This window comes from Roseomonas aerilata DSM 19363, assembly GCF_000711725.1.
Lineage (GTDB): Bacteria > Pseudomonadota > Alphaproteobacteria > Acetobacterales > Acetobacteraceae > Roseomonas > Roseomonas aerilata.
In genome coordinates this window covers 182,176-200,540 of the sequence record NZ_JONP01000009.1, presented here as the reverse complement: position 1 = coordinate 200,540, position 18,365 = coordinate 182,176, and the positions used below count along the sequence as shown (strand labels likewise).

Genomic DNA, 18,365 nt, shown 5'->3' with positions numbered 1-18,365 from the left:
CGCGTCAGAGAAAGGTCTCGACGAGGCTCGCCCCGACCTCGCGGAGACGCTCCCCGAGGCCGCGCGCGCGCCAGGCTTCGAGGGTGATCTCGCGGGAGGCGGCGACGTCGTGCCGGAACAGCGCCTCCATGCGCTCCCCGAACTCAGGCCCGAGGATGATGGCGTCGATCTCGTTGTTCCAGACGGTGCTGCGCCAGTCGAGGTTGGAGGAGCCCACGGCCGACCAGGCGCCGTCCACGACGGCCGTCTTGGCGTGCAGCACGCGGCCTTGCCGCTCGTGGATCCGCACGCCGGCCTTCAGCAGGTCTCCGTATTTCGCGCGGCCGGCGGCGACCGCGGCGCTGCTGTCGCTCTGGCCGGGCACGACGATCTGCACGTCCACCCCGCGCCGGGCCGCCGCCGCAAGCGCGCCTGCGAGGTCCGGCGTGGGCACGAAGAAGCCGGTGGTGAGATGGATCGAGCGGTCCGCCAGCTCGATCGCGGAGAGCAGCGTGCGGTAGATCAGCGGTTGGTCGTTGTCGGGCGCGCCGTTGATGGCCTGAACGGTCACGTTGCCCACCGGCGTCCGCGGCGTCGGCGGAGGGTCGGCGATGGGCGGGCCGTTCTGCTGGCGCCATGTTTCCATGAAGTAGCGGGCGAACTGCCCGACCACCGGGCCCTCGATCCGGACATCCGTGTCGCGCCAGGCCTGCTCCTCGGAATCGGCGCCCTCGGGCCGGGGGGCATTTTGATAGACCCGGCTGATGTTCACGCCGCCGGTGATTGCCAGCCGCCCGTCCACCAGCAGGAGCTTGCGGTGGTCCCGCTTGTTCAGCGCGACCGGCACGCGCTCGTTAGGCCGGAGCGGGTTGAACTCCAGCACGCGGACACCGCCCGCGCGCAGCCGGTCGAAGAGGGCCTTCGAAGTCTCGGCCGCGCCCCAGGCGTCGTAGACGAGGTTCACCTCGACGCCGCGTGCCCGGGCTGCCAGCAGCATGTCGGCAAACCGTCCGCCGGCTTCCTCGTCGAATTCGTAGCTCTCCATGTCGATGCGGGTGCGGGCGCCACGGATGGCCTCGGCGAGGGCGCCGAACGTCGCGGGGCCGTCCACCAGCAGTTCCACGCGGTTGCCGTCGAGGAAGGGCAGGCCGGAGAAGCGCTCCCCCTGGCGCCGGATGAGGTCGATGCTCCCGCCCGGCCCGGCTGACGCGCGCGCGGCCAGAAGGTCGCGGCTCACGCCCGGCGTCGGCGCGGAGGCGCAGCCGCCCAGGAGACCCGGTCCGAGCAGCGCGAGGATGGGGAGGAAGCGTCTCATGCGCCGCTGATGGGGTCGGCCTGCGGCGGAATTCGGGCCGATGCGCCGGTATGGGGCGCCTCACGGAAAGATGTGCCACCGTCACGATTCGGGGCACCAGGGAGGGTCAGCGGACTGGCCGCCTCAGCAGGCCGGAGGAAGGTTCCGGCGGACGCCCGGCGCACCGGCTCGGCTGGCCAGGAGCCCTTCGAGGGTGCTGCGCAGGTGGCGGAAGCCGTCGGGCTTCTCGAGAAGCGCCTCCGGCTGAACACCGAGGCTCAGCAAGGTCCGGTTCTGCTCCTCCGTCATGTAGCCGCTAAGGACGACGATCGGCATGCCGGGCCAGGTGGCGACGATTTTGCGCACGAGCCCGACACCGTCGAGATTAGGCATCCGCACATCGGTGACGACGGCATCGAAGGGTTGCGACTCCAGCTCGGCCGCGGCAACCGCGCCGTCCGGAGCACAGGTAACGCGGTAGCCACTCTCGCTAAGGTCCAGATCTATCAGCAGTGCGACGGCCTCTTCGTCTTCTGCGACCAGAACACGTGGAGGCCCCTCTCGGGCCGGCTCATCGGGCATCTGTTCTCACCTGGTGCTAACCCTGTTTGAACGCGGAATACGAGCTTAACGCAAGATGAACGCAACCTGTGGTGGCAACTGTGCTGAAAACTTTGGGAGAATCGGCGTGCTTCCTTCCCTGCTCCCCGGGCTCGCGGCGCCTCGGCCGCGACAAACGTAACCCAGATGTTTCCCGGAATGAAGTGATCGGCCTATCGTTCGATCATTGATGGTGAAGACGGCTTATCGCGACCCGGAACGAGGCTTGTCATTGCGCTCCATCGGTCCGGCGTGATCGCTTGCTTACGCCGGGCCCGGTGGCTCGGATGATGCGCTCCTCGCACGGGAGGTGGACCGCCGGGCGAAGAACGTGCTGACCGTCGTGCAGGCCGCGCTGCGCCTCCCGCCGCGGGAGGACGCGGCCAGCTATGCCCGGGACGTGGAGGGGCGGGTGCTGGCGCTCGCGAGCGCCCATACGATGCTGGCGGATGCGAGCTGGCGCGGGGCGTCGCTGCACGGCGTGGTGCGGGCGGAGCTGGCCGGCTTCCTCTCCGATGCGCCCCCTTCCCGCGAGGAGGGGCGGGCGCCCCGCGCGGTGCTGGATGGGCCGGACCTCCTGCTGAACCCGATCTCGGTCCAGCCGCTGGCCATGACGGTGCACGAGCTCGCCACGGACGCTACGAAGCACGGCGCCCTCTCCGTGCCCGGCGGTGAGGTGCGGCTGAGCTGGTCGCACGACCGAGCGGCCGGCCTGCTGCGGATGCGGTGGGAGGAAAGGGGCGGGCCGCCCCCTGCCCCGCCCGCACGTCGCAGCTTCGGATCGCGCGTGATCGAGGCGACGATACGCGAGCAGCTCGGCGGCCGGATGGAGCGGCGCTGGACCGCCGACGGGCTGGTCTACGAGGCAGCGATCACGGCAGCGCGGGTGTTGGCGGACGACAATGCCCCGGCGCCACCCTGAACCGGGGCAAGCGGGGCAAGGCCTCAGCCCGGCACCTCCAGCGCGTGGATGCTGAACAGGCCTGCGGGGTCGGTCCAGACCTTGAGCGCGCGGTAGCCGGCGCTCTCGCCGAGCCGGATGAAGGCCTCAATCCCGTATTTGTAAGAGTTCTCCGTGTGGATCGACTCCCCTGCGGCGAGGCGGAAGCTCGCCTCGCCGAGCGGGACCACCTGGGCGCGACGGCTGACGAGATGCATCTCCATGCGGCTCTCTGCGGCGTTCCAGCGCGCCTCGTGCCGGAAGGCCGAGAGGTCGAAGCCGGCGCCCAGTTCCCGGTTGATGCGGCGGAGAAGATTGAGGTTGAAGGCTGCCGTCACGCCCGCCGCGTCGTCATAGGCTGCCAGCAGCACCGCGGGATCCTTCGGCAGATCCGCCCCGACGATCATCAGCGATCCCGGCCCGAGCAGGCGCGCGGTGACTCGGAGGAAGGCCGTCGCCTCTTCGGGCGTGAAGTTGCCGATGGTGGAGCCGGGAAAGAACCCGACCCGGCGCCGCGGGGCCATGCCAGGGGGCACCGGAAGCGCGAAAGGCGCCGTGTAGTCGGCGCAGACGGGAAGGATGGGCAGTTCCGGGAAGTCCTGCGCGAGGCCCCGCGCGGCTGCAGCGAGGTGCTCGCGCGAGATGTCCACGGGCACGTAAAGTGCGGGATCCCGCAGCGCGGCGAGCAGCAGCCGGATCTTTACCCCGGCGCCCGATCCGAATTCCACCAGCGCCGCGCCCGACCCGGCCAACGCCGCGATCTCGCCGGCCCGCGCCCGGAGAAGGGCGAGTTCCGTTCGGGTGGGGTAGTATTCCGGCAGCTCGCAGATGCGGTCGAAAAGGCGGGAGCCCTCGACGTCGTAGAGGAACTTGCACGGCAGGGTCTTGGGGGAAGCGGAGAGGCCGGCGACCACGGCTTGGCGGAACTCCGCCAGGCCGGGCGAGAGGTCCGTCAGCTCGTGCAGCGGCTGGGCGAGGTTCATGCATCCTCCGCGAGGCGAAAGCCCGAGAACTGCCAGCGTGCCTGGGGCGGGAAGAAGTTGCGGTAGCTGGGCCGGTCATGCCCCTCCGCCGTGGCGCAGGAGCGCCCGCGGAGAACCATCTGGTTGATCATGAACTTGCCGTTGTACTCGCCGAGCGCCCCCGGCTGGGGGCGGTAGCCCGGGTAGGGCGAGTAGGGGCTGGCCGTCCATTCCCACACATCCTGTCGGATGCCCGTCAGGAGCGGCCGCGGGTGCGGCCGAGCGCCGCCAGCGGGCTGTCCGGTCCCGGCATGGCGCTGCGCCGCGACTTCCCACTCGAACTCCGTCGGCAGGCGCTTGCCGGCCCATTCGGCATAGGCCGCCGCCTCGTAGAAGGAGACATGGGCCACGGGCTCGTCGTCGTGCACCGGCATCAGACCGTGCAGCGTCATGACGTGCCACTCCCCGTCGAGGCGCTGCCAGTAGCCCGGCGCCTCCCACCCGGCGGACTGGGCGAGGGCCCAGCCTTCCGAAAGCCAGAGCGCGGGCTTTCGGTAGCCGCCATCCTCCATGAAGGCGCGGAACTCGCCGTTGCTGACGGGGCGGTCGGCCAGCGCGTGGTCGCGCAGCAGCACCTCGTGGCGTGGCCCCTCGTTGTCGAAAGCGAAGTCGAGGGCAGCACCTGAAGGCTCGTAGCCCACCGTGTGAATGCCACCCTCCGCGAGCCACCAGCCCATGGGTGTGGCGGACGCGGATGGCGGGGCGGGTGGCGGCAGATAAGCGGGGTGCAGCGGCGAGAGGGAGAAGGCGTGCTTGATGTCGGTCAGCAGCAATTCCTGGTGCTGCTGCTCGTGATGCAGGCCCATGACGGCGAGCGCCGCCACCGCCTCGTCCCCCGCCGCGAGCAGCCGCTCCATCGCGGCGTCCACATGGGCGCGGTAGGCGGCGACTTCTGCGACGCCCGGCCGGCTCAGCATCCCGCGGGAGGGGCGCGGGTGCCGCGGGCCGACGGCCTCGTAGTAGGAGTTGAAGACGTAGCCGAAGGCGGGATCGAAAATTGCGTAACCCGCCAGGTGCGGGGCCAGGACGAAAGTCTCGAAGAACCAGGTCGTATGCGCGCGGTGCCATTTCGCCGGGCTGGCATCCGGCATGGACTGGACCGTCTGGTCCTCGGGCGAGAGGGGCGCCGCGAGCTCCTCCGTTTCCCGCCGCACGCGCCTGAAGAGGTCCAGCACGGCGCCTGCGTCAGGGGGAGAGAGGGAGGGGGCGCCGTGTTTCGTCGGGTGGGGCGCTGGGTTGTGGTCAGGCATCGCGGCGTTCCATCGCACTAAGATGGGAGGCGGGAAGTTGGAAGCGAGGCCCCGCGCGGCGGTGCCGGCGGGCGGCACGGACTGGTGACCGCCGGGGCCGCCGCGGTTTCAGTGGCCGACCCCATCACGGGCGGACCTCCACCGGCTGCTCCAGCGGTTCCGGCCGGACGACGTAGCTGTCGCCGGCGGTTGCCGGTGCACCGGCCTCCTGGGCGGCAAGGCGCTCGAGGTCCCGCCGGCGGACCTCGCGCTCGGCCGCCGCCGCATCGACCTCGGGCACACCGAGGCTGACCAGTGCCTGCCTGCCGAGCGCGAGAGCCGATTCGACGGTCTCCCGCACCTCGACCACTCCTAGGCGGCGCAGGCGGAGGGCGTGGCGGCGATCGTAGGAGCGGACGACGCAGGGCGTTTCCGGAAAGACCTCCCGTACGAGCGCGACCACGCGGTCCGTGGTTTCGGGCAGGTCGGTGCAGACTGCAATGAGCTGCACGCGCCCGGCGCCAGCGGCGCGCAGCACGTCGAGGCGCGTGCCGTCTCCGTAATGCACACGGGCGCCGAAGCGGCCGGCCGCCTCGATCTGCTCGACGTCGGAATCGATGATCGTGAGTGCGATGCCGCGCCGGATGAGCACCTGCGCGACGAGCTGCCCCACGCGCCCGAAGCCGATCACGAGCACCGCGCCGCGCGCATCCGAGAAATCCTCCTCCGGCGCCTCTCCCTTCACGTTCCGGATGAAGAGGGGCGCGAGCCTGACGACCAGCGGGGTCAAGGCCATCGAGAGGGTGACGAGCGCGACCAGCAGGCTCGCGTGCTCGGGTGTCATCACGCCCGCCGCGGCCGCGGTCGAGTAGAGGACGAAGCCGAACTCCCCGCCCTGGGCGAGCAGCAGGCCGGTTCGCACGGCGGTCGCGTGCGAGTGGCCGAAGAAGCGCGTGACGGCGTAGATGGCAGCCGTCTTCGACACCGTGAGGGCGGTAGCCGCGGCCAGGAGCGCGACGATGTTCGCCCGGACCACGTCGAGGTCGACGCTCATCCCGACCGAGAGGAAGAAAAGCCCTAGCAGCAGTCCGCGGAAGGGTTCGATATCGGCCTCCAGCTCGTGCCGGTAGGTCGACTCCGCGAGGAGGAGGCCGGCGAGGAAGGCGCCAGTCGCCATCGAGAGGCCCACCGCCGCCATGAGGCCAGCCGCGCCGAGCACGACCAGCAGGACCGCCGCGGTCATGATCTCCTGCGCGCCGCTGCGCGCGAGAAGCCCGAAGAGCGGGTTGAGCAGGAAGCGGCCCGTGAGCACCACGGCCGCGACCGCTGCCAGCATCTCGCCCGCCGCAAGCCAGAGAGGGCCGTCGTCCGCCCGCGGCAGAGGCGATAGGAAGGCGACGAGGGCGAGCAGAGGGACGATGGCCAGGTCCTGCATCAGCAGGACGGCGAAGGCGGTGCGGCCATGGCCCGTTTCGACCTCCCGCCGTTCCTGCAGCAACTGCATGACGAGGGCGGTCGAGGAGAGCGCGAGGCCGAGCCCGGCCACGACCGAGGCCGGCAGGCCGCGGCCAGCGACGAAATACGCGTAGAGCGCGATCAGCGCCCCGGAGAGAAGGATCTGCGCCGTTCCAAGCCCAAGAATGTCGCGCCGCATCTCCCAGAGACGTGACAGCTTCATCTCCAGCCCGATGACGAAAAGCAGGAGGACGATGCCGAGTTCGGCGATGCCGGAGACCCGCCCAGGCTCCGAGAAAAGGCCGAGCACTGAGGGGCCGACCACGACCCCGGCACCGATGTAGCCGAGGACCGCGCCCAGCCCCGCGCGCTTGGCGAGCGGAACCGCGACGACGGCGGCGGCGAGAAGGACGATGGGCTCGAGGAGAACAGCTGCCTCGGAGTGTTCGGACATCGGATCTCCGTCGGCGGGGCTTCGTCGCGCGCATAGGTGGAGCAGGGCGGCCGGATTGGCAATCTAGGCGCCGACGGGCGCAGGCACGCTCCTTGCTTACTCCTGCCTGTGAATTGCGGAACGGTGCGGATCGCCCCGCGCCCTGACCGGAGGATGATCCATGCACCGCCGAACCCTGCTTGCCTCCGCCTCCGCGACACTGGCCGCCCCCGCGCTGCGCCCCGCTGCGGCCCAGACGACGGCCAGCCGCGCCGAGACCTTGCTCCTGGTGCAGGAATACGGCCCCAACAGCCTCGACATGCAGGGCCTCGGCTCCTCGCAGCCGGTGAACGGCGTCGCGCTTAACTGCTACGACCGGCTGGTGCGCTACAAGCGCGTGCCGCTGCCCGGGGAGGGGAACGGCAGCACCTTCGACATCACCTCGCTGGAGCCCGAGCTGGCCGAGAGCTGGCAGGAGGCGAGCGACGGCATGAGCTGCACCTTCCGCCTGCGGGAGGCGCGGTTCCACTCGGGCCGACCCGTCACGGCGAAGGACGTGAAGTGGTCGCTCGACCGCGCTGTCTCGATCGGCGGCTTCGCGACGACGCAGATGAACGCGGGCAGCCTGGAGAAGCCCGAGCAGTTCGTGGCGGTGGACGACCGCACCTTCCGGATCGACTACATCCGGAAGGACAAGCTCACGCTGCCGAATCTCGGCGTGACCATTCCCTTCGTGATCGACAGCGAGTTGGCGATCCGGAACTCGGGCGGCGACCCCTGGGCGAAGGAGTGGCTGAAGAACAATGTCGCCGGCTCCGGCGCCTTCAAGGTGGAGACCTGGCGGCCGGGCACCGAGACCATCTATGTCCGCAACGACGACTGGAAGTCGGGGCCACTGCCTTCGCTTCGCCGGGTCATCGCGCGCGACATCCCCTCCCCCTCGACGCGGCGCGCGCTGATCGAGCGCGGGGATGCCGACATCTCCTACGGTCTGCCGCCGAAGGACTTCAAGGACTTGGCCGAGGCGCGCCGCGTGAAGGTGGTGGGCGTGCCCGTACCGAACGCCATCTGGTACGTGGCGCTGAACGCGGCGACAGGCGCCTTCACGGACGTGCGGCTGCGCCAGGCTGTCGCCTGGGCGCTGCCTTACGAGGCGATCATGCAGGCATCCCTGTTCGGACGCGGGGTGCCGATGTGGGGCGCGACGGGCGGGCCCACCACGGCCTGGCCGCAGCCCTTCCCCTACAACACCAATGTCGCGAAGGCGCGCGAGCTGGTGCAGCAGGCCGCGCCGGGCGGGGTGACCACCACGCTGCTCTTCGACGCGGGATCGGGCACCATCGCCGAGCCGATGGCGGTGCTGATCAAAGAATCCCTGGCGCCCATCGGCATCAACGTGGAGCTGAACAAGATCCCCGGCGCCAATTTCCGCGGCGAGCTGAACAAGAAGACGGCGCCCATGGTTATCAACCGCTTCGGTGGCTGGCTGGACTGGCCCGACTACTTCTTCTTCTGGAACTATCACGGCAGCAACTCGGTCTTCAACATCGCCTCCTACCAGAACCCGGCGATGGACAAGCTGATCGACGCCGCGCGTTTCGCAGGCGACGCGGACAGCTACGCGAGCGCCGTGCGCGGCTTCATCGGCATGGCAGAGCAGGAGGTGCCGATGATCCCGATCGCGCAGCCGCTGCACGACGTGGCCATGCAGCGCTCCATCAGCGGCTACCAATTCTGGCCCTCCCGCGAGCCCGACTTCCGCTTCCTGACCAAGGGCTGAGGCCCGTGCTGCGCGTCATCCTTTCGCGGCTCGGCACGGCGGTGCCGAGCCTCATCGGGGTGGTGGTCGTCACCTTCCTGCTGACGCGCGTGCTGCCGGGCGACACCGCCACGTATTTCGCCGGGCCCGTCGCCTCCGCCGAGGCCATCGCACAGATCAAGGCGCAGCTGGGGCTTGATCAGCCGCTGCCGGTGCAGTTCGGGCGCTATGTCTCGGACCTGGCACGTGGCAATCTCGGTAGCTCGCTCGGCACCGGGCAGCCGGTGCTGCACGAGATCGCGACGCGCCTGCCGGCCTCCGCGGAGCTGACGCTGTGCGGGCTGCTGCTTGCCGTGCTGGTTGCGCTGCCGCTCGGCATCCTCGCCGCGTTGCGCCAGGGATCCTGGGTGGACCATCTCTGCCGCGTGCTGACGACGGCCGGGGTTTCGCTGCCGGTCTTCTTCACGGGGCTGCTCGCGGTCTACGTGTTCTACTTCATCCTCGGCTGGGCGCCCTCCCCGCTTGGGCGGCTGGATGCCTTCGCCAGCCCGCCGCCGGCCGTGACGAACTTCTTCCTCATCGACAGCCTGCTCGCCGGCGACAGCGAGACCTTCCTCGCCGCCCTCTCGCAGCTCGCGTTGCCGGCGCTGACCCTCGCGCTGTTCGCGCTCGCGCCGCTCGCGCGCATCACGCGCGCCTCGATGCTCGCGGCGCTGGACTCCGACTTCATCCGCACCGCGCGGGCCAGCGGGCTCGCCGGGCGGACGGTCGTGATCACCTATGCCTTCCGCAACGCCATGCTGCCGGTCGTGACGACGCTGGGAATGGTCTTCTCCTTCCTGCTCGGCGCAAACGTGCTCGTGGAGAAGGTCTTCGCTTGGCCTGGCATCGGCTCCTACGCGGTGGAGGCGCTCATCGCCTCCGATTACGCGCCGGTGCAGGGCTTCGTGCTGACGATGGCGATCCTCTACATCGCGCTGAACCTCGCGATCGACCTCCTCTACGGCCTGATCGACCCGCGGGCGAAGGAAGGGTGATGTCTGAGCTTCCCGTGACCGCCGAGACCGCGGCCCTGGCGAAGCCATCCGCCGCCGGCAACCTGTTCCGCCATGCGCGCTACGTGCTGGCGGGCAATCCTGTCACCGCCTTCTCCTTCCTGCTGCTCCTCTTCCTGATCGCCTGCGCGGCCCTCGGCCCCTCGCTCGTTCCCTATGACCCACAGGCGAGCAACTCGCTGCGCACGCTCCAGCCGCCTTCCGCGCAGCACCTTTTCGGCACGGACCAACTCGGGCGGGACATCCTCAGCCGGGTGGTTGTGGCCTGCCGGCTGGACCTGGGCATCGCCTTCTTCTCCGTCGCCCTCGTCTTCGCCGTGGGTGGCCTGGCGGGTGTCGCCGCCGGCTTCTTCGGCGGCTGGACGGACCGGATCGTCGGGCGGCTGGCGGACACGATCATGGCCTTCCCGCTCTTCGTCCTCGCGATGGGCGTGGTGGCCGCACTCGGCAATACCGTGACGAACATCGTCATCGCGACGGCCGTGGTGAACTTCCCCCTCTATGCCCGCATCGCGCGGGGAGAGGCGCTGGTGCGGCGCGACGCCGGCTACGTGCAGGCCGCGCGCCTGACGGGCAACGGCGAGCTTCGCATCCTGCTCTCCACCATCCTGCCGAACATCCTGCCGATCATGGCGGTGCAGATGTCGCTGACCATGGGCTATGCCATCCTCAATGCGGCCGGCCTCTCCTTCATCGGACTAGGCGTTCGCCCGCCCACGCCCGAATGGGGCATCATGGTCGCGGAGGGGGCGAGCTTCATCGTCTCCGGCGAATGGTGGGTGGCGCTCTTTCCCGGCCTCGCGCTCATGCTGGCCGTGTTCTGCTTCAACCTTCTCGGCGACGGGTTGCGCGACATCGTCGACCCGCAGAGGCGCACATGAGCGCCCCTCCCCTTCTCGACGTACGGGAGCTGACGGTGGAATTCGCCACCCGCCGCGGCACGGTGCGCGCGGTGGAGCGGGTGGACCTTTCCATCGCCAAGGGCGAAACCCTGGCGGTGGTCGGAGAGTCCGGCTCGGGCAAGTCCGTCACCTCCTACGCGGTGATACGCATCCTGGATCGCGCGGGGCGTATCGCGGGCGGCAGCGTCACCTTCTCCGGCATGGCGCTGCAGAGCCTGCCTGAGACCGAGATGCGTGACCTGCGCGGGCGGGAGATCTCGATGATCTTCCAGAACCCGCGCGCAGCCCTCAATCCCATCCGCCAGGTCGGACGCCAGATCGAGGATGTGCTGCTCCAGCACGGGCAGGCCACGCGGACAGATGCAAAGGCGCGCGCCATCGCGGTGCTGGACGCCGTGCGCATCGCGCATCCCCAGGAGCGCTACCATGCTTACCCCTTCCAGCTCTCGGGCGGGATGTGCCAGCGTATCGTCATCGCCCTTGCCCTGGCCTGCCGCCCGCAGCTTCTGATCGCCGACGAGCCGACGACAGGTCTCGACGTCACCACGCAGAAATCAGTGATGGAGCTGGTGACGGATCTGACGCGGGAACGCGGCATGTCCACGCTGCTCATCACGCACGACCTCGGCTTGGCCGCCGCCTATTGCGACCGTGTGGTGGTGATGGAGAAGGGGCGCGTGGTGGAGACGGCGGGTTCCGCCGAGATCTTCCGCGCCCCCTCCCACCCCTATACGCGACGGCTGATGCGCGCGACGCCCCGCCCCGGCGCCGGGTTGCGCGACCTGCTGCCGGAGGGCGCGGCGCCCTTCCCCGCCGCGCCTGCCGCCGGGGCGCCCCTGCTGAAGGTCGAGGGATTGGTGAAGGAGTACCGGCGCGAGGGCCGTGCCGGGCTGCTGGCCCGCCTTGCCGGCCGCGCCGCCTCGGAGGAGCCCTTCCGCGCGGTGGACGGCATCGGCTTCGAGGTGCGGCGTGGCGAGAGCGTCGGGCTGGTCGGTGAATCAGGCTGCGGCAAGTCCACGACCTCGATGCTGGTGATGCGCCTGCTCGATCCGACGGCGGGGCGCATCACCTTTGATGGCCGGGATATCGGCGCCATGCCCGCACGGCGCTTCGCCGCCTCGCCGCTGCGCCGGCGCATCCAGATGGTGTTCCAGGACCCGACGGACAGCCTCAACCCGCGCCACAGCGCGGCGCGCGCGATCTCCGACCCGATCCGGCGCCTCGGCACGCTTCGCGGCGCGGCGCTCGCGGCGCGGGTGGAGGAACTGGCCACCCTCGTCGGCCTGCCGCTCCCACTGCTCGACCGTTTTCCGCACCAGCTCTCGGGCGGGCAGAAGGCGCGCGTGGGTATTGCGCGGGCGATCGCGCTCGATCCCGACCTCGTGGTGCTCGACGAGCCGACAGCCGCGCTTGACGTCTCCGTGCAGGCGGTGGTGCTGAACCTGCTGCACGAGCTGAAGCTGCGGCTGGGGATGAGCTATCTTTTCGTCAGCCACGACCTCAACGTCGTGCGGCTGCTCTGCGACCGCGTGATCGTCATGCGGGCCGGCCGCATCGTGGAGGAAGGGCCGGTCGAGACGGTGCTGGAGAACCCGGCCGCCGACTACACGCGTGAGCTTCTCGCCGCCATTCCCCACCCACCTGCCTGAGGAACGCCCTTGCCCACCGATCCCTCCCCTGCTCTGCCGGATGACGCGACGCTGCTCGCCTTTATCGACGCGGCCACGGGCTTGAACGGCATCCCCCTCGATCCCGCCTGGCGCGGCGAGGTGCTGGCGAACCTGCGGGCGATCGGCAACAGCGCGCGGCTCGTCCTCTCCTTCCCGCTGGAGGACGAGGCGGAGCCCGCGTCGGTGTTTACGGCATGAGCGAGGTGACGGGGCCGGGCGCGACGGCCACTTCCATCGCGGCCGCCGTCTCGGCGGGTGAGGTAACGGCGCGTGCGGTGACGGAGGCGGCGCTGTCGCGCATCGTGGCGCTGAACCCGCGGCTGAACGCCTTCACCGACGTGCTGGCGGAGCGCGCGCTGGCCACCGCGGCGCAGGTGGACGCGCGGCGCGCGGCGGGCGAGGCATCGGGCCCGCTCGCGGGCGTGCCCTTCGCGGTCAAGAACCTCTTCGACATCGAGGGACTGCCCACGCGCGCCGGCTCCCTCATCAACCGAGGGCGCGCCCCGGCCGCGCGGGACGGGGCGCTCGTGCGGCGGATGGAGGCCGCGGGAGCCGTGTTCCTCGGCGGGCTGAACATGGGCGAGTACGCCTATGACTTCACCGGCGAGAACGCGCATGACGGCGCCTCGCGCAACCCGCATGATCCCTCCCGCATGACAGGCGGCTCCTCCGGCGGCTCGGGCGGCGCGGTGGCGGCGGGGATGGTGCCGCTGGCCCTGGGCTCCGACACGAACGGCTCCATTCGCGTGCCCTCGGCCTTCTGCGGGTTGTTCGGGCTGAAGCCGACCTACGGGCGGCTCAGCCGCGCCGGCAGCTTTCCCTTCGTCGGTTCCTTCGACCATCTCGGGCCGCTCGGCCGCTCCGTCGCCGATCTCGCGCTCTCCTACGACGCCATGCAGGGCGCCGACGCCGACGATCCCGCCCAGGCGCCGCGTTCGCCCGAGCCGGTGTCGGGCGCGATCGAGGACGGCGCGGGTGGCTTGCGCATCGCTGTCCTCGGCGGGCATTTCGCGCGCAACGGCGATCCCGATTGCTTCGCGGCGCTGGCACATGTGGCTGCCGCGCTCGGGGCAGAGGCCCCCGTCGAGCTGCCCGAGGCCGCGCGGGCCCGCGCCGCCGCCTACGTTATCACGGCGGCCGAGGGCGCGGCGCTGCACCTCGACCGGCTGCGGGAGCGGCCAGGGGACTTCGATCCCGCAACGCGCGACCGCCTGATCGCGGGCGCCGCGATCCCGGCCGCCTGGGTCCACCGCGCGCAGCGTTTCCGCCGCTGGTACCGCGAGAGGGTGCTGGCGCTGTTTGACAACGTCGACATCCTTCTTGCCCCCTCCACGCCCTGCCGGGCACCGGCCATCGGACAGGCGACGATCGTGATGGACGGCGCGACGTTGCCGCTGCGACCGAATATCGGCGTCTTCACGCAGCCGATCTCCTTCATCGGCCTGCCCGTCTGCGCCGTGCCGGTCTGGCTCGACGGCGGGCTGCCGCTCGGCGTGCAGGTGATCGCGGCCCCGTGGCGGGAGGACCTCGCCCTGCGCGTCGCGCGCGCGCTGGAACGGGCCGGCGCGGTCGGGTGCCGCGTGGCGGCGGGCTGAGGCGAGAAGGCAGCCGCTTCGGCACAGGTATTGCTTACCCCGCCGCAGCAATGGAGAGCCGTCCATGCCGCAGGTGATCGAGGCCGAGCCAGCCCCCCTGAGCATCGATCCTGCGCGGACCGCCCTGCTCATCATCGACATGCAGCGCGATTTCCTCGAACCCGGCGGCTTCGGGGAGAGCCTTGGCAACGATGTCTCCCGCCTTGCTGCCGCCATCGGGCCCTGCCGCACGGTGCTCGATGCCGCCCGGGCCGCCGGGCTGCTCGTGCTGCACACGCGGGAGGGGCACAGGCCCGACCTGTCCGACGCGCCCCCGGCCAAGATCGCCCGCGGTGACCCCTCGGTGCGTATCGGCGCCCCCGGTCCCATGGGACGTATCCTCGTCCGGGGCGAGCCGGGGCATGACATCGTACCGGAACTCGCACCAGCGTCGGGCGAGCCGGTGATCGACAAGCCCGGCAAGGGTGCCTTCTACGCGACCGACCTCGACACGATGCTGCGCAATCGCGGCGTGGAGACGCTGCTTGTCGCCGGCGTCACCACGGAGGTCTGCATCCACACCACCGTGCGGGAGGCGAACGACCGCGGTTACCGCTGCGTCGTCCTCGCCGATTGCTGCGCCTCCTACTTCCCCGAGTTCCATGCCGCAGGCCTCGCGATGATCAAGGCCCAGGGCGGGATCTTCGGCTGGGTCTCGACATCGGCGGCCGCCATCTCGGCGCTCGGGTAGAAGGGGACGAGGTCATGTCAGCGAGCACGGGCGCGTTCCGGCCGAAGCTTTGGACGCCAGGGGACTGGAACGCGTTGTTCGGCTTCGGCACGAACATCCTGGTGAACATCCTCACGCTCAGCGTGCTGCTGCGCTTCGTGCTGAAAATGCCGGATGCGATCACGTTCGGGCGTATCCTGCCGGCGGTAGGCCTGATGCTCTTCCTCTCCACCGCCTATTACGCCTGGCTCGGCTACCAGCTCGCGCGGCGCACGGGGCGGGCGGATGTCTGCGCCCTGCCCTCCGGCATCAGCGTGCCGCACATGTTCATCGTCGTGCTGGTGATCATGCTGCCGATCTCCCTCCAGACCGGCAATCCCGTGCGCGGCTGGGAGGCGGGGCTCGCCTGGGTCTTCGTGCAGAGCTTCATCCTGATGATCGGCGGCTTCATCGCGCCCCTCATCCGGCGCGTGACGCCGCGCGCCGCGCTGCTCGGCACGTTGGCCGGTGTTTCCGTCACCTTCATCGCCATGCGGCCGGCGCTGGAGGTGTTTATGACGCCTGTGATCGGCCTCGTCTGCTTCGGTGTGATCCTGGTCGCCTTCTTCGGCGGCTTCCGCTACCCGCGCGGCATCCCGGCGGGGCTGGTCGCCATCGCGGTCGGCGTGTTCGTGGCTTGGGGGAGCGTGCTGATCGGCATGCCCGTGGGCGGGGTGGACGGTTCGCGGTTGCTGGCGGCGCTCGGCAACATCGGCTTCTCGATTCCCGTGCCGGCGCTCGGCCATGTCTTCGGCGGCTTCGAGTTCCTCGGCGTCATCCTCGTCACCGCCATCCCCTTCGGCATCTACGACCTCGTGGAAGCCATGGACAATGTCGAGAGCGCTGAGGCGGCGGGCGACCACTATCCCACCACGCGCGTGCTGACCGCGGATGGCGTCATCAGCCTCATCGGCTGCCTCATGGGTAACCCGTTCATCAATGCGGTCTATATCGGCCATCCCGGCTGGAAGGCCATGGGTGGGCGGGTCGGGTACTCGCTCGTCACTGGCATCGCGGTGCTGGTGCTCACCTGGCTCGGCATCGCATCCGTGCTGCTGGACCTCATCCCCACCGTCGCGATCTCGCCCATCCTGCTCTACATCGCGATGCTGATCGGCGCGCAGGCCTTCCAGGAGACGCCGCGAAGCCACGCGCCGGCGGTGGTGCTCGCCCTTGCGCCGCATCTCGCGGCCTGGGCAAAGAACCTCGTGGACGGGGCGCTGGGCGCCGCGGGCACGAACGCGGCGGCCGTCGGCATGGACAAGTTGGCGGGGCTGGGCGTGCTCTACCCGGGTCTGGCGGTGCTCGGCGGCGGGGCGATCCTCGCGGGGCTGGTCCTCGGCGCGATCGCCGTCTGCGTGATCGAGAAGGAATATTCCAAGGCTGCCGCCTTCGCCGCAGCCGGCGCCGTCCTCACCTTCTTCGGCTTCATGCATGGCGAGGCCGTGGGGATCGGGCACAGCCCCGGCGTCACCCTCGCCTACTTGCTGGTGGCGGGCTTCCTCTATGCCTGCGGGCGCTCGCCGGTCCTGGCGCCCTCCCCCAGGGCGGCCGCGCCCGCCGATTGAGGGCCCTGGCGAGGTCATGCAACGGGGGCGCGAAAGCCACGTGACCTCGCGCCCGCTCCTGCCTAGGCTAGCTCCACAAAGAAGGGGAGGCAGCCTTGGCACAGGCGATAAAGGACTACACGACAAGCGAGACCGACTACCTGCCCCACGTCATCCACCGCTGCATCGAGAAGGCGAATCGCGATGGGGTGGCGCACCGCTTCCGCCTGAACGGCGCGGAGGTCATCGTGCGCCCTGGGGTAACGTCCGAGGCGGTGCACGCGGAAGTGCAGCGCCAGTGGCAGTTGGGGCGGTCCCCCGCACCCTGAGACTCGGCCTTTCATCCGCCGGCCGCGAACTGACGCGGATTTGAGCCGCGGCTCGGTGCCCGGACATAAACTTTCGGCGGAATCCGGTGCCCGGCACCGGCAGCGGGTGCTTGACGCGGCGGCCCGGACAGGTCGCAATCCCGCGCCGCCCGGTGCGGCACAAGGGGGTTGGTCCGATGGTGAATGTCCCGCTCTGGTCGCGGCCGGCCGTCCTGGCCATGGTGCCGGTGCTCATCGCCCCCCTGGCGGGATGCGGCGTCTCGATCCAGCCGAACTCGCGCATCGCGTCGATGGAGAGCTCCCTTCAGGCTTCCCAGGCGCGCGGCTCCGCACTGCAGCAGCGGGTGGGAGAACTCGAATCGACCCTTGCCGCCGAGCGGCGTGCCGCCGGCGACCTGGCCGCGCTCGAAGGAAGGCTGGCGCAGGCGCAGCGCGCGCTCGCCACCTCACAGCGCTCGCGCGCCGCGGCCGAGCAGCAGGCCCGCGCGCTGCGGGAGCGACTTTCAACCGAGGAGCGCCGCCTTGCCGGGCTGCAGAACGACGCCGGGCAGCTCCATCAGGTGACGGAGGAGCGGCGCGGCACCATTGCTGAAGCCGAGCGCAACCTCGCCGGCTTGCAGGAACAGGTTTCCGCGGCCGAGCGCCGCCTCGCGGGGCTGCGCGAGCAATCCACCGCGCAGGACGGACGGCTGGCCGCGCTAAACGAGCGGACGACGGCGGAGGAGCGCCGTCTCTCCGGACTGCGCGAGGCCGCCGCCGCTGAGGAGCGCCGCCTGGGCGATCTGCGCCAGCAGGGCGTGGCGGAGAACGGGCGCCTCGCCGCGCTGCGGACCTCGATCGAGGAGGCGCAGCGATCCCTCACGGAGCGGCAGCGCGCGAGCACCGAAACCGAGGGGCGCCTCGCCAGACTCCGCAACGACACCTCCGCCGCAGAGCGCGACCTCGCTGCGCGCCGCGCCTCCATCGCCGAGGCCGATACGCGGCTCGCGCGCACGAACCAGGCCGCAGACGAGGCTGCCGGCCGGGTCCGCACGCTGGAGACGCGCTCGGCGGGGCTTACGGACTCCACAGGCGTTGCGGAGCGACGCCTGAACGACCTTCGCACCGCCCTGGCCAGCGCAGAGGGCAGCGTGAACGAGCGCCAGTCCGCCGTGACCCAGGCGCAGGCCGAGCTGACGCGCATCTCTGCCGCGCGGGACGAGGCGGCGAACACGCTGCGTGGCTTGGAGGCGCGCAGCGCCGAGCTTCGCACGCAGGTCGCCGCGGCCGAGCGCCACCTCGCTGAGCTACGCGAGGGCACGACCGCCGAGGAGCGCCGCCTGCAGGCCGCGCGTTCCCAGGCCGACGCGGTGACGGCGGAGCTGGCCACCCGGCAGGCGGCCCTGCGGGAGGCAGAGGGGCGTCTGGCCGGCGTGAACCGCGCCGCGGACGAGGCGGGCGGCCGCATGCGCAGCATGGAGGCGCAGGTGCAGCAGATCTCCGTCACCGCCGATGGCGCGCGCCAGGAGCAGTCCCAGCTTCGCGACCAAGCGCAGAGCCTGCGGAACGAGGTGCGGAGCCTTGAGCAGCGCCGGCAGGAACTGACCGGGCAGGTCGCCGAGGCGCAGGCCCGGCTGGAGCAGCAGCGGCGGGAGCTGTCGGAGCTGGGCGGGCAGCTCGCGCGGGAGCGTCAGGCAGCACCGCAGCGCGCGGTGCCCACGAACGGCACCGGCCCGGAGGCGAGCCCCGGCGGCCAGTCCGCCAGCCCCTGAGCGGCGGCGTCAGCCCCAACCTTCCCCGGCCCCGCGGGTTCCTGACCCGGCGGAACG

At 70.7% G+C, this 18,365-nt stretch carries 16 protein-coding genes; 11 read left to right on the top strand and 5 right to left on the bottom strand.

Features of this window, described 5'->3' with window-relative positions:
* Positions 1-4: 4 nt before the first annotated feature.
* Together BO39_RS12955 and BO39_RS12950 are read right to left on the bottom strand one after the other, a co-directional pair.
* The gene (locus BO39_RS12955) at positions 5-1,294 is read right to left on the bottom strand and encodes a phospholipase D-like domain-containing protein (RefSeq protein WP_052402028.1); all 1,290 of its coding nucleotides are present in this window, start codon (positions 1,292-1,294) and stop codon (positions 5-7) included.
* 123 nt (positions 1,295-1,417) lie between these two features.
* On the bottom strand, positions 1,418-1,855 hold the full coding sequence (locus BO39_RS12950; protein WP_052402027.1) for a response regulator: 438 nt from the start codon (positions 1,853-1,855) through the stop codon (positions 1,418-1,420).
* Positions 1,856-2,183: 328 nt separating this feature from the next.
* Between BO39_RS12950 and BO39_RS12945 the strand changes: the two genes are divergently transcribed.
* Positions 2,184-2,795 carry an HWE histidine kinase domain-containing protein gene (locus tag BO39_RS12945; protein ID WP_052402026.1) on the top strand — a complete coding sequence of 204 codons (612 nt, stop codon included), beginning with the start codon at positions 2,184-2,186 and terminating at the stop codon, positions 2,793-2,795.
* 23 nt (positions 2,796-2,818) lie between these two features.
* Here BO39_RS12945 and egtD read toward each other — a convergent pair whose 3' ends face one another.
* From egtD to BO39_RS12930, 3 genes are all read right to left on the bottom strand, one after another.
* On the bottom strand, positions 2,819-3,796 hold the full coding sequence (egtD, locus tag BO39_RS33610) for an L-histidine N(alpha)-methyltransferase (protein WP_052402025.1): 978 nt from the start codon (positions 3,794-3,796) through the stop codon (positions 2,819-2,821).
* Entirely contained in the window at positions 3,793-5,085 is a 1,293-nt protein-coding gene (gene egtB, locus BO39_RS33605; RefSeq protein WP_169742757.1) for an ergothioneine biosynthesis protein EgtB, read from the bottom strand. The genes egtD and egtB overlap by 4 nt, the downstream gene beginning before the upstream one ends.
* Positions 5,086-5,209: 124 nt before the next feature.
* The gene (locus BO39_RS12930) at positions 5,210-6,973 is read right to left on the bottom strand and encodes a monovalent cation:proton antiporter-2 (CPA2) family protein (RefSeq protein ID WP_052402024.1); all 1,764 of its coding nucleotides are present in this window, start codon (positions 6,971-6,973) and stop codon (positions 5,210-5,212) included.
* Positions 6,974-7,133: 160 nt separating this feature from the next.
* Between BO39_RS12930 and BO39_RS12925 the strand changes: the two genes are divergently transcribed.
* The 10 genes from BO39_RS12925 to BO39_RS12880 all read left to right on the top strand — a co-directional run bounded on the left by BO39_RS12925 (position 7,134) and on the right by BO39_RS12880 (position 18,308).
* A complete protein-coding gene (locus BO39_RS12925; protein WP_043833784.1) occupies positions 7,134-8,732 on the top strand; it encodes an ABC transporter substrate-binding protein in 1,599 nt (532 codons plus the stop codon).
* Between the two features lie 5 nt (positions 8,733-8,737).
* Entirely contained in the window at positions 8,738-9,748 is a 1,011-nt protein-coding gene (locus BO39_RS12920) for an ABC transporter permease (protein ID WP_043833782.1), read from the top strand.
* Complete coding sequence (locus tag BO39_RS12915) at positions 9,748-10,647, top strand: ABC transporter permease (RefSeq protein ID WP_043833781.1); 900 nt, start codon at positions 9,748-9,750, stop codon at positions 10,645-10,647. Before BO39_RS12920 ends, BO39_RS12915 begins: the two co-directional genes overlap by 1 nt.
* On the top strand, positions 10,644-12,317 hold the full coding sequence (locus BO39_RS12910) for a dipeptide ABC transporter ATP-binding protein (RefSeq protein ID WP_043833780.1): 1,674 nt from the start codon (positions 10,644-10,646) through the stop codon (positions 12,315-12,317). The genes BO39_RS12915 and BO39_RS12910 overlap by 4 nt, the downstream gene beginning before the upstream one ends.
* A 9-nt stretch (positions 12,318-12,326) precedes the next feature.
* A complete protein-coding gene (locus BO39_RS12905) occupies positions 12,327-12,536 on the top strand; it encodes a DUF4089 domain-containing protein (RefSeq protein ID WP_211257441.1) in 210 nt (69 codons plus the stop codon).
* On the top strand, positions 12,533-13,933 hold the full coding sequence (locus tag BO39_RS12900; protein WP_043833778.1) for an AtzE family amidohydrolase: 1,401 nt from the start codon (positions 12,533-12,535) through the stop codon (positions 13,931-13,933). Before BO39_RS12905 ends, BO39_RS12900 begins: the two co-directional genes overlap by 4 nt.
* Positions 13,934-13,997: 64 nt before the next feature.
* Positions 13,998-14,663, top strand: a complete 666-nt coding sequence (locus BO39_RS12895; RefSeq protein WP_043833776.1) for a cysteine hydrolase family protein — start codon at positions 13,998-14,000, stop codon at positions 14,661-14,663.
* A 14-nt stretch (positions 14,664-14,677) separates the two neighbouring features.
* A complete protein-coding gene (locus BO39_RS12890; RefSeq protein ID WP_043833774.1) occupies positions 14,678-16,249 on the top strand; it encodes a hypothetical protein in 1,572 nt (523 codons plus the stop codon).
* 95 nt (positions 16,250-16,344) lie between these two features.
* Entirely contained in the window at positions 16,345-16,557 is a 213-nt protein-coding gene (locus tag BO39_RS12885) for a hypothetical protein (RefSeq protein WP_043833773.1), read from the top strand.
* 176 nt (positions 16,558-16,733) lie between these two features.
* Positions 16,734-18,308, top strand: a complete 1,575-nt coding sequence (locus tag BO39_RS12880) for a coiled-coil domain-containing protein (RefSeq protein ID WP_043833772.1) — start codon at positions 16,734-16,736, stop codon at positions 18,306-18,308.
* Positions 18,309-18,365 lie beyond the last annotated feature (57 nt).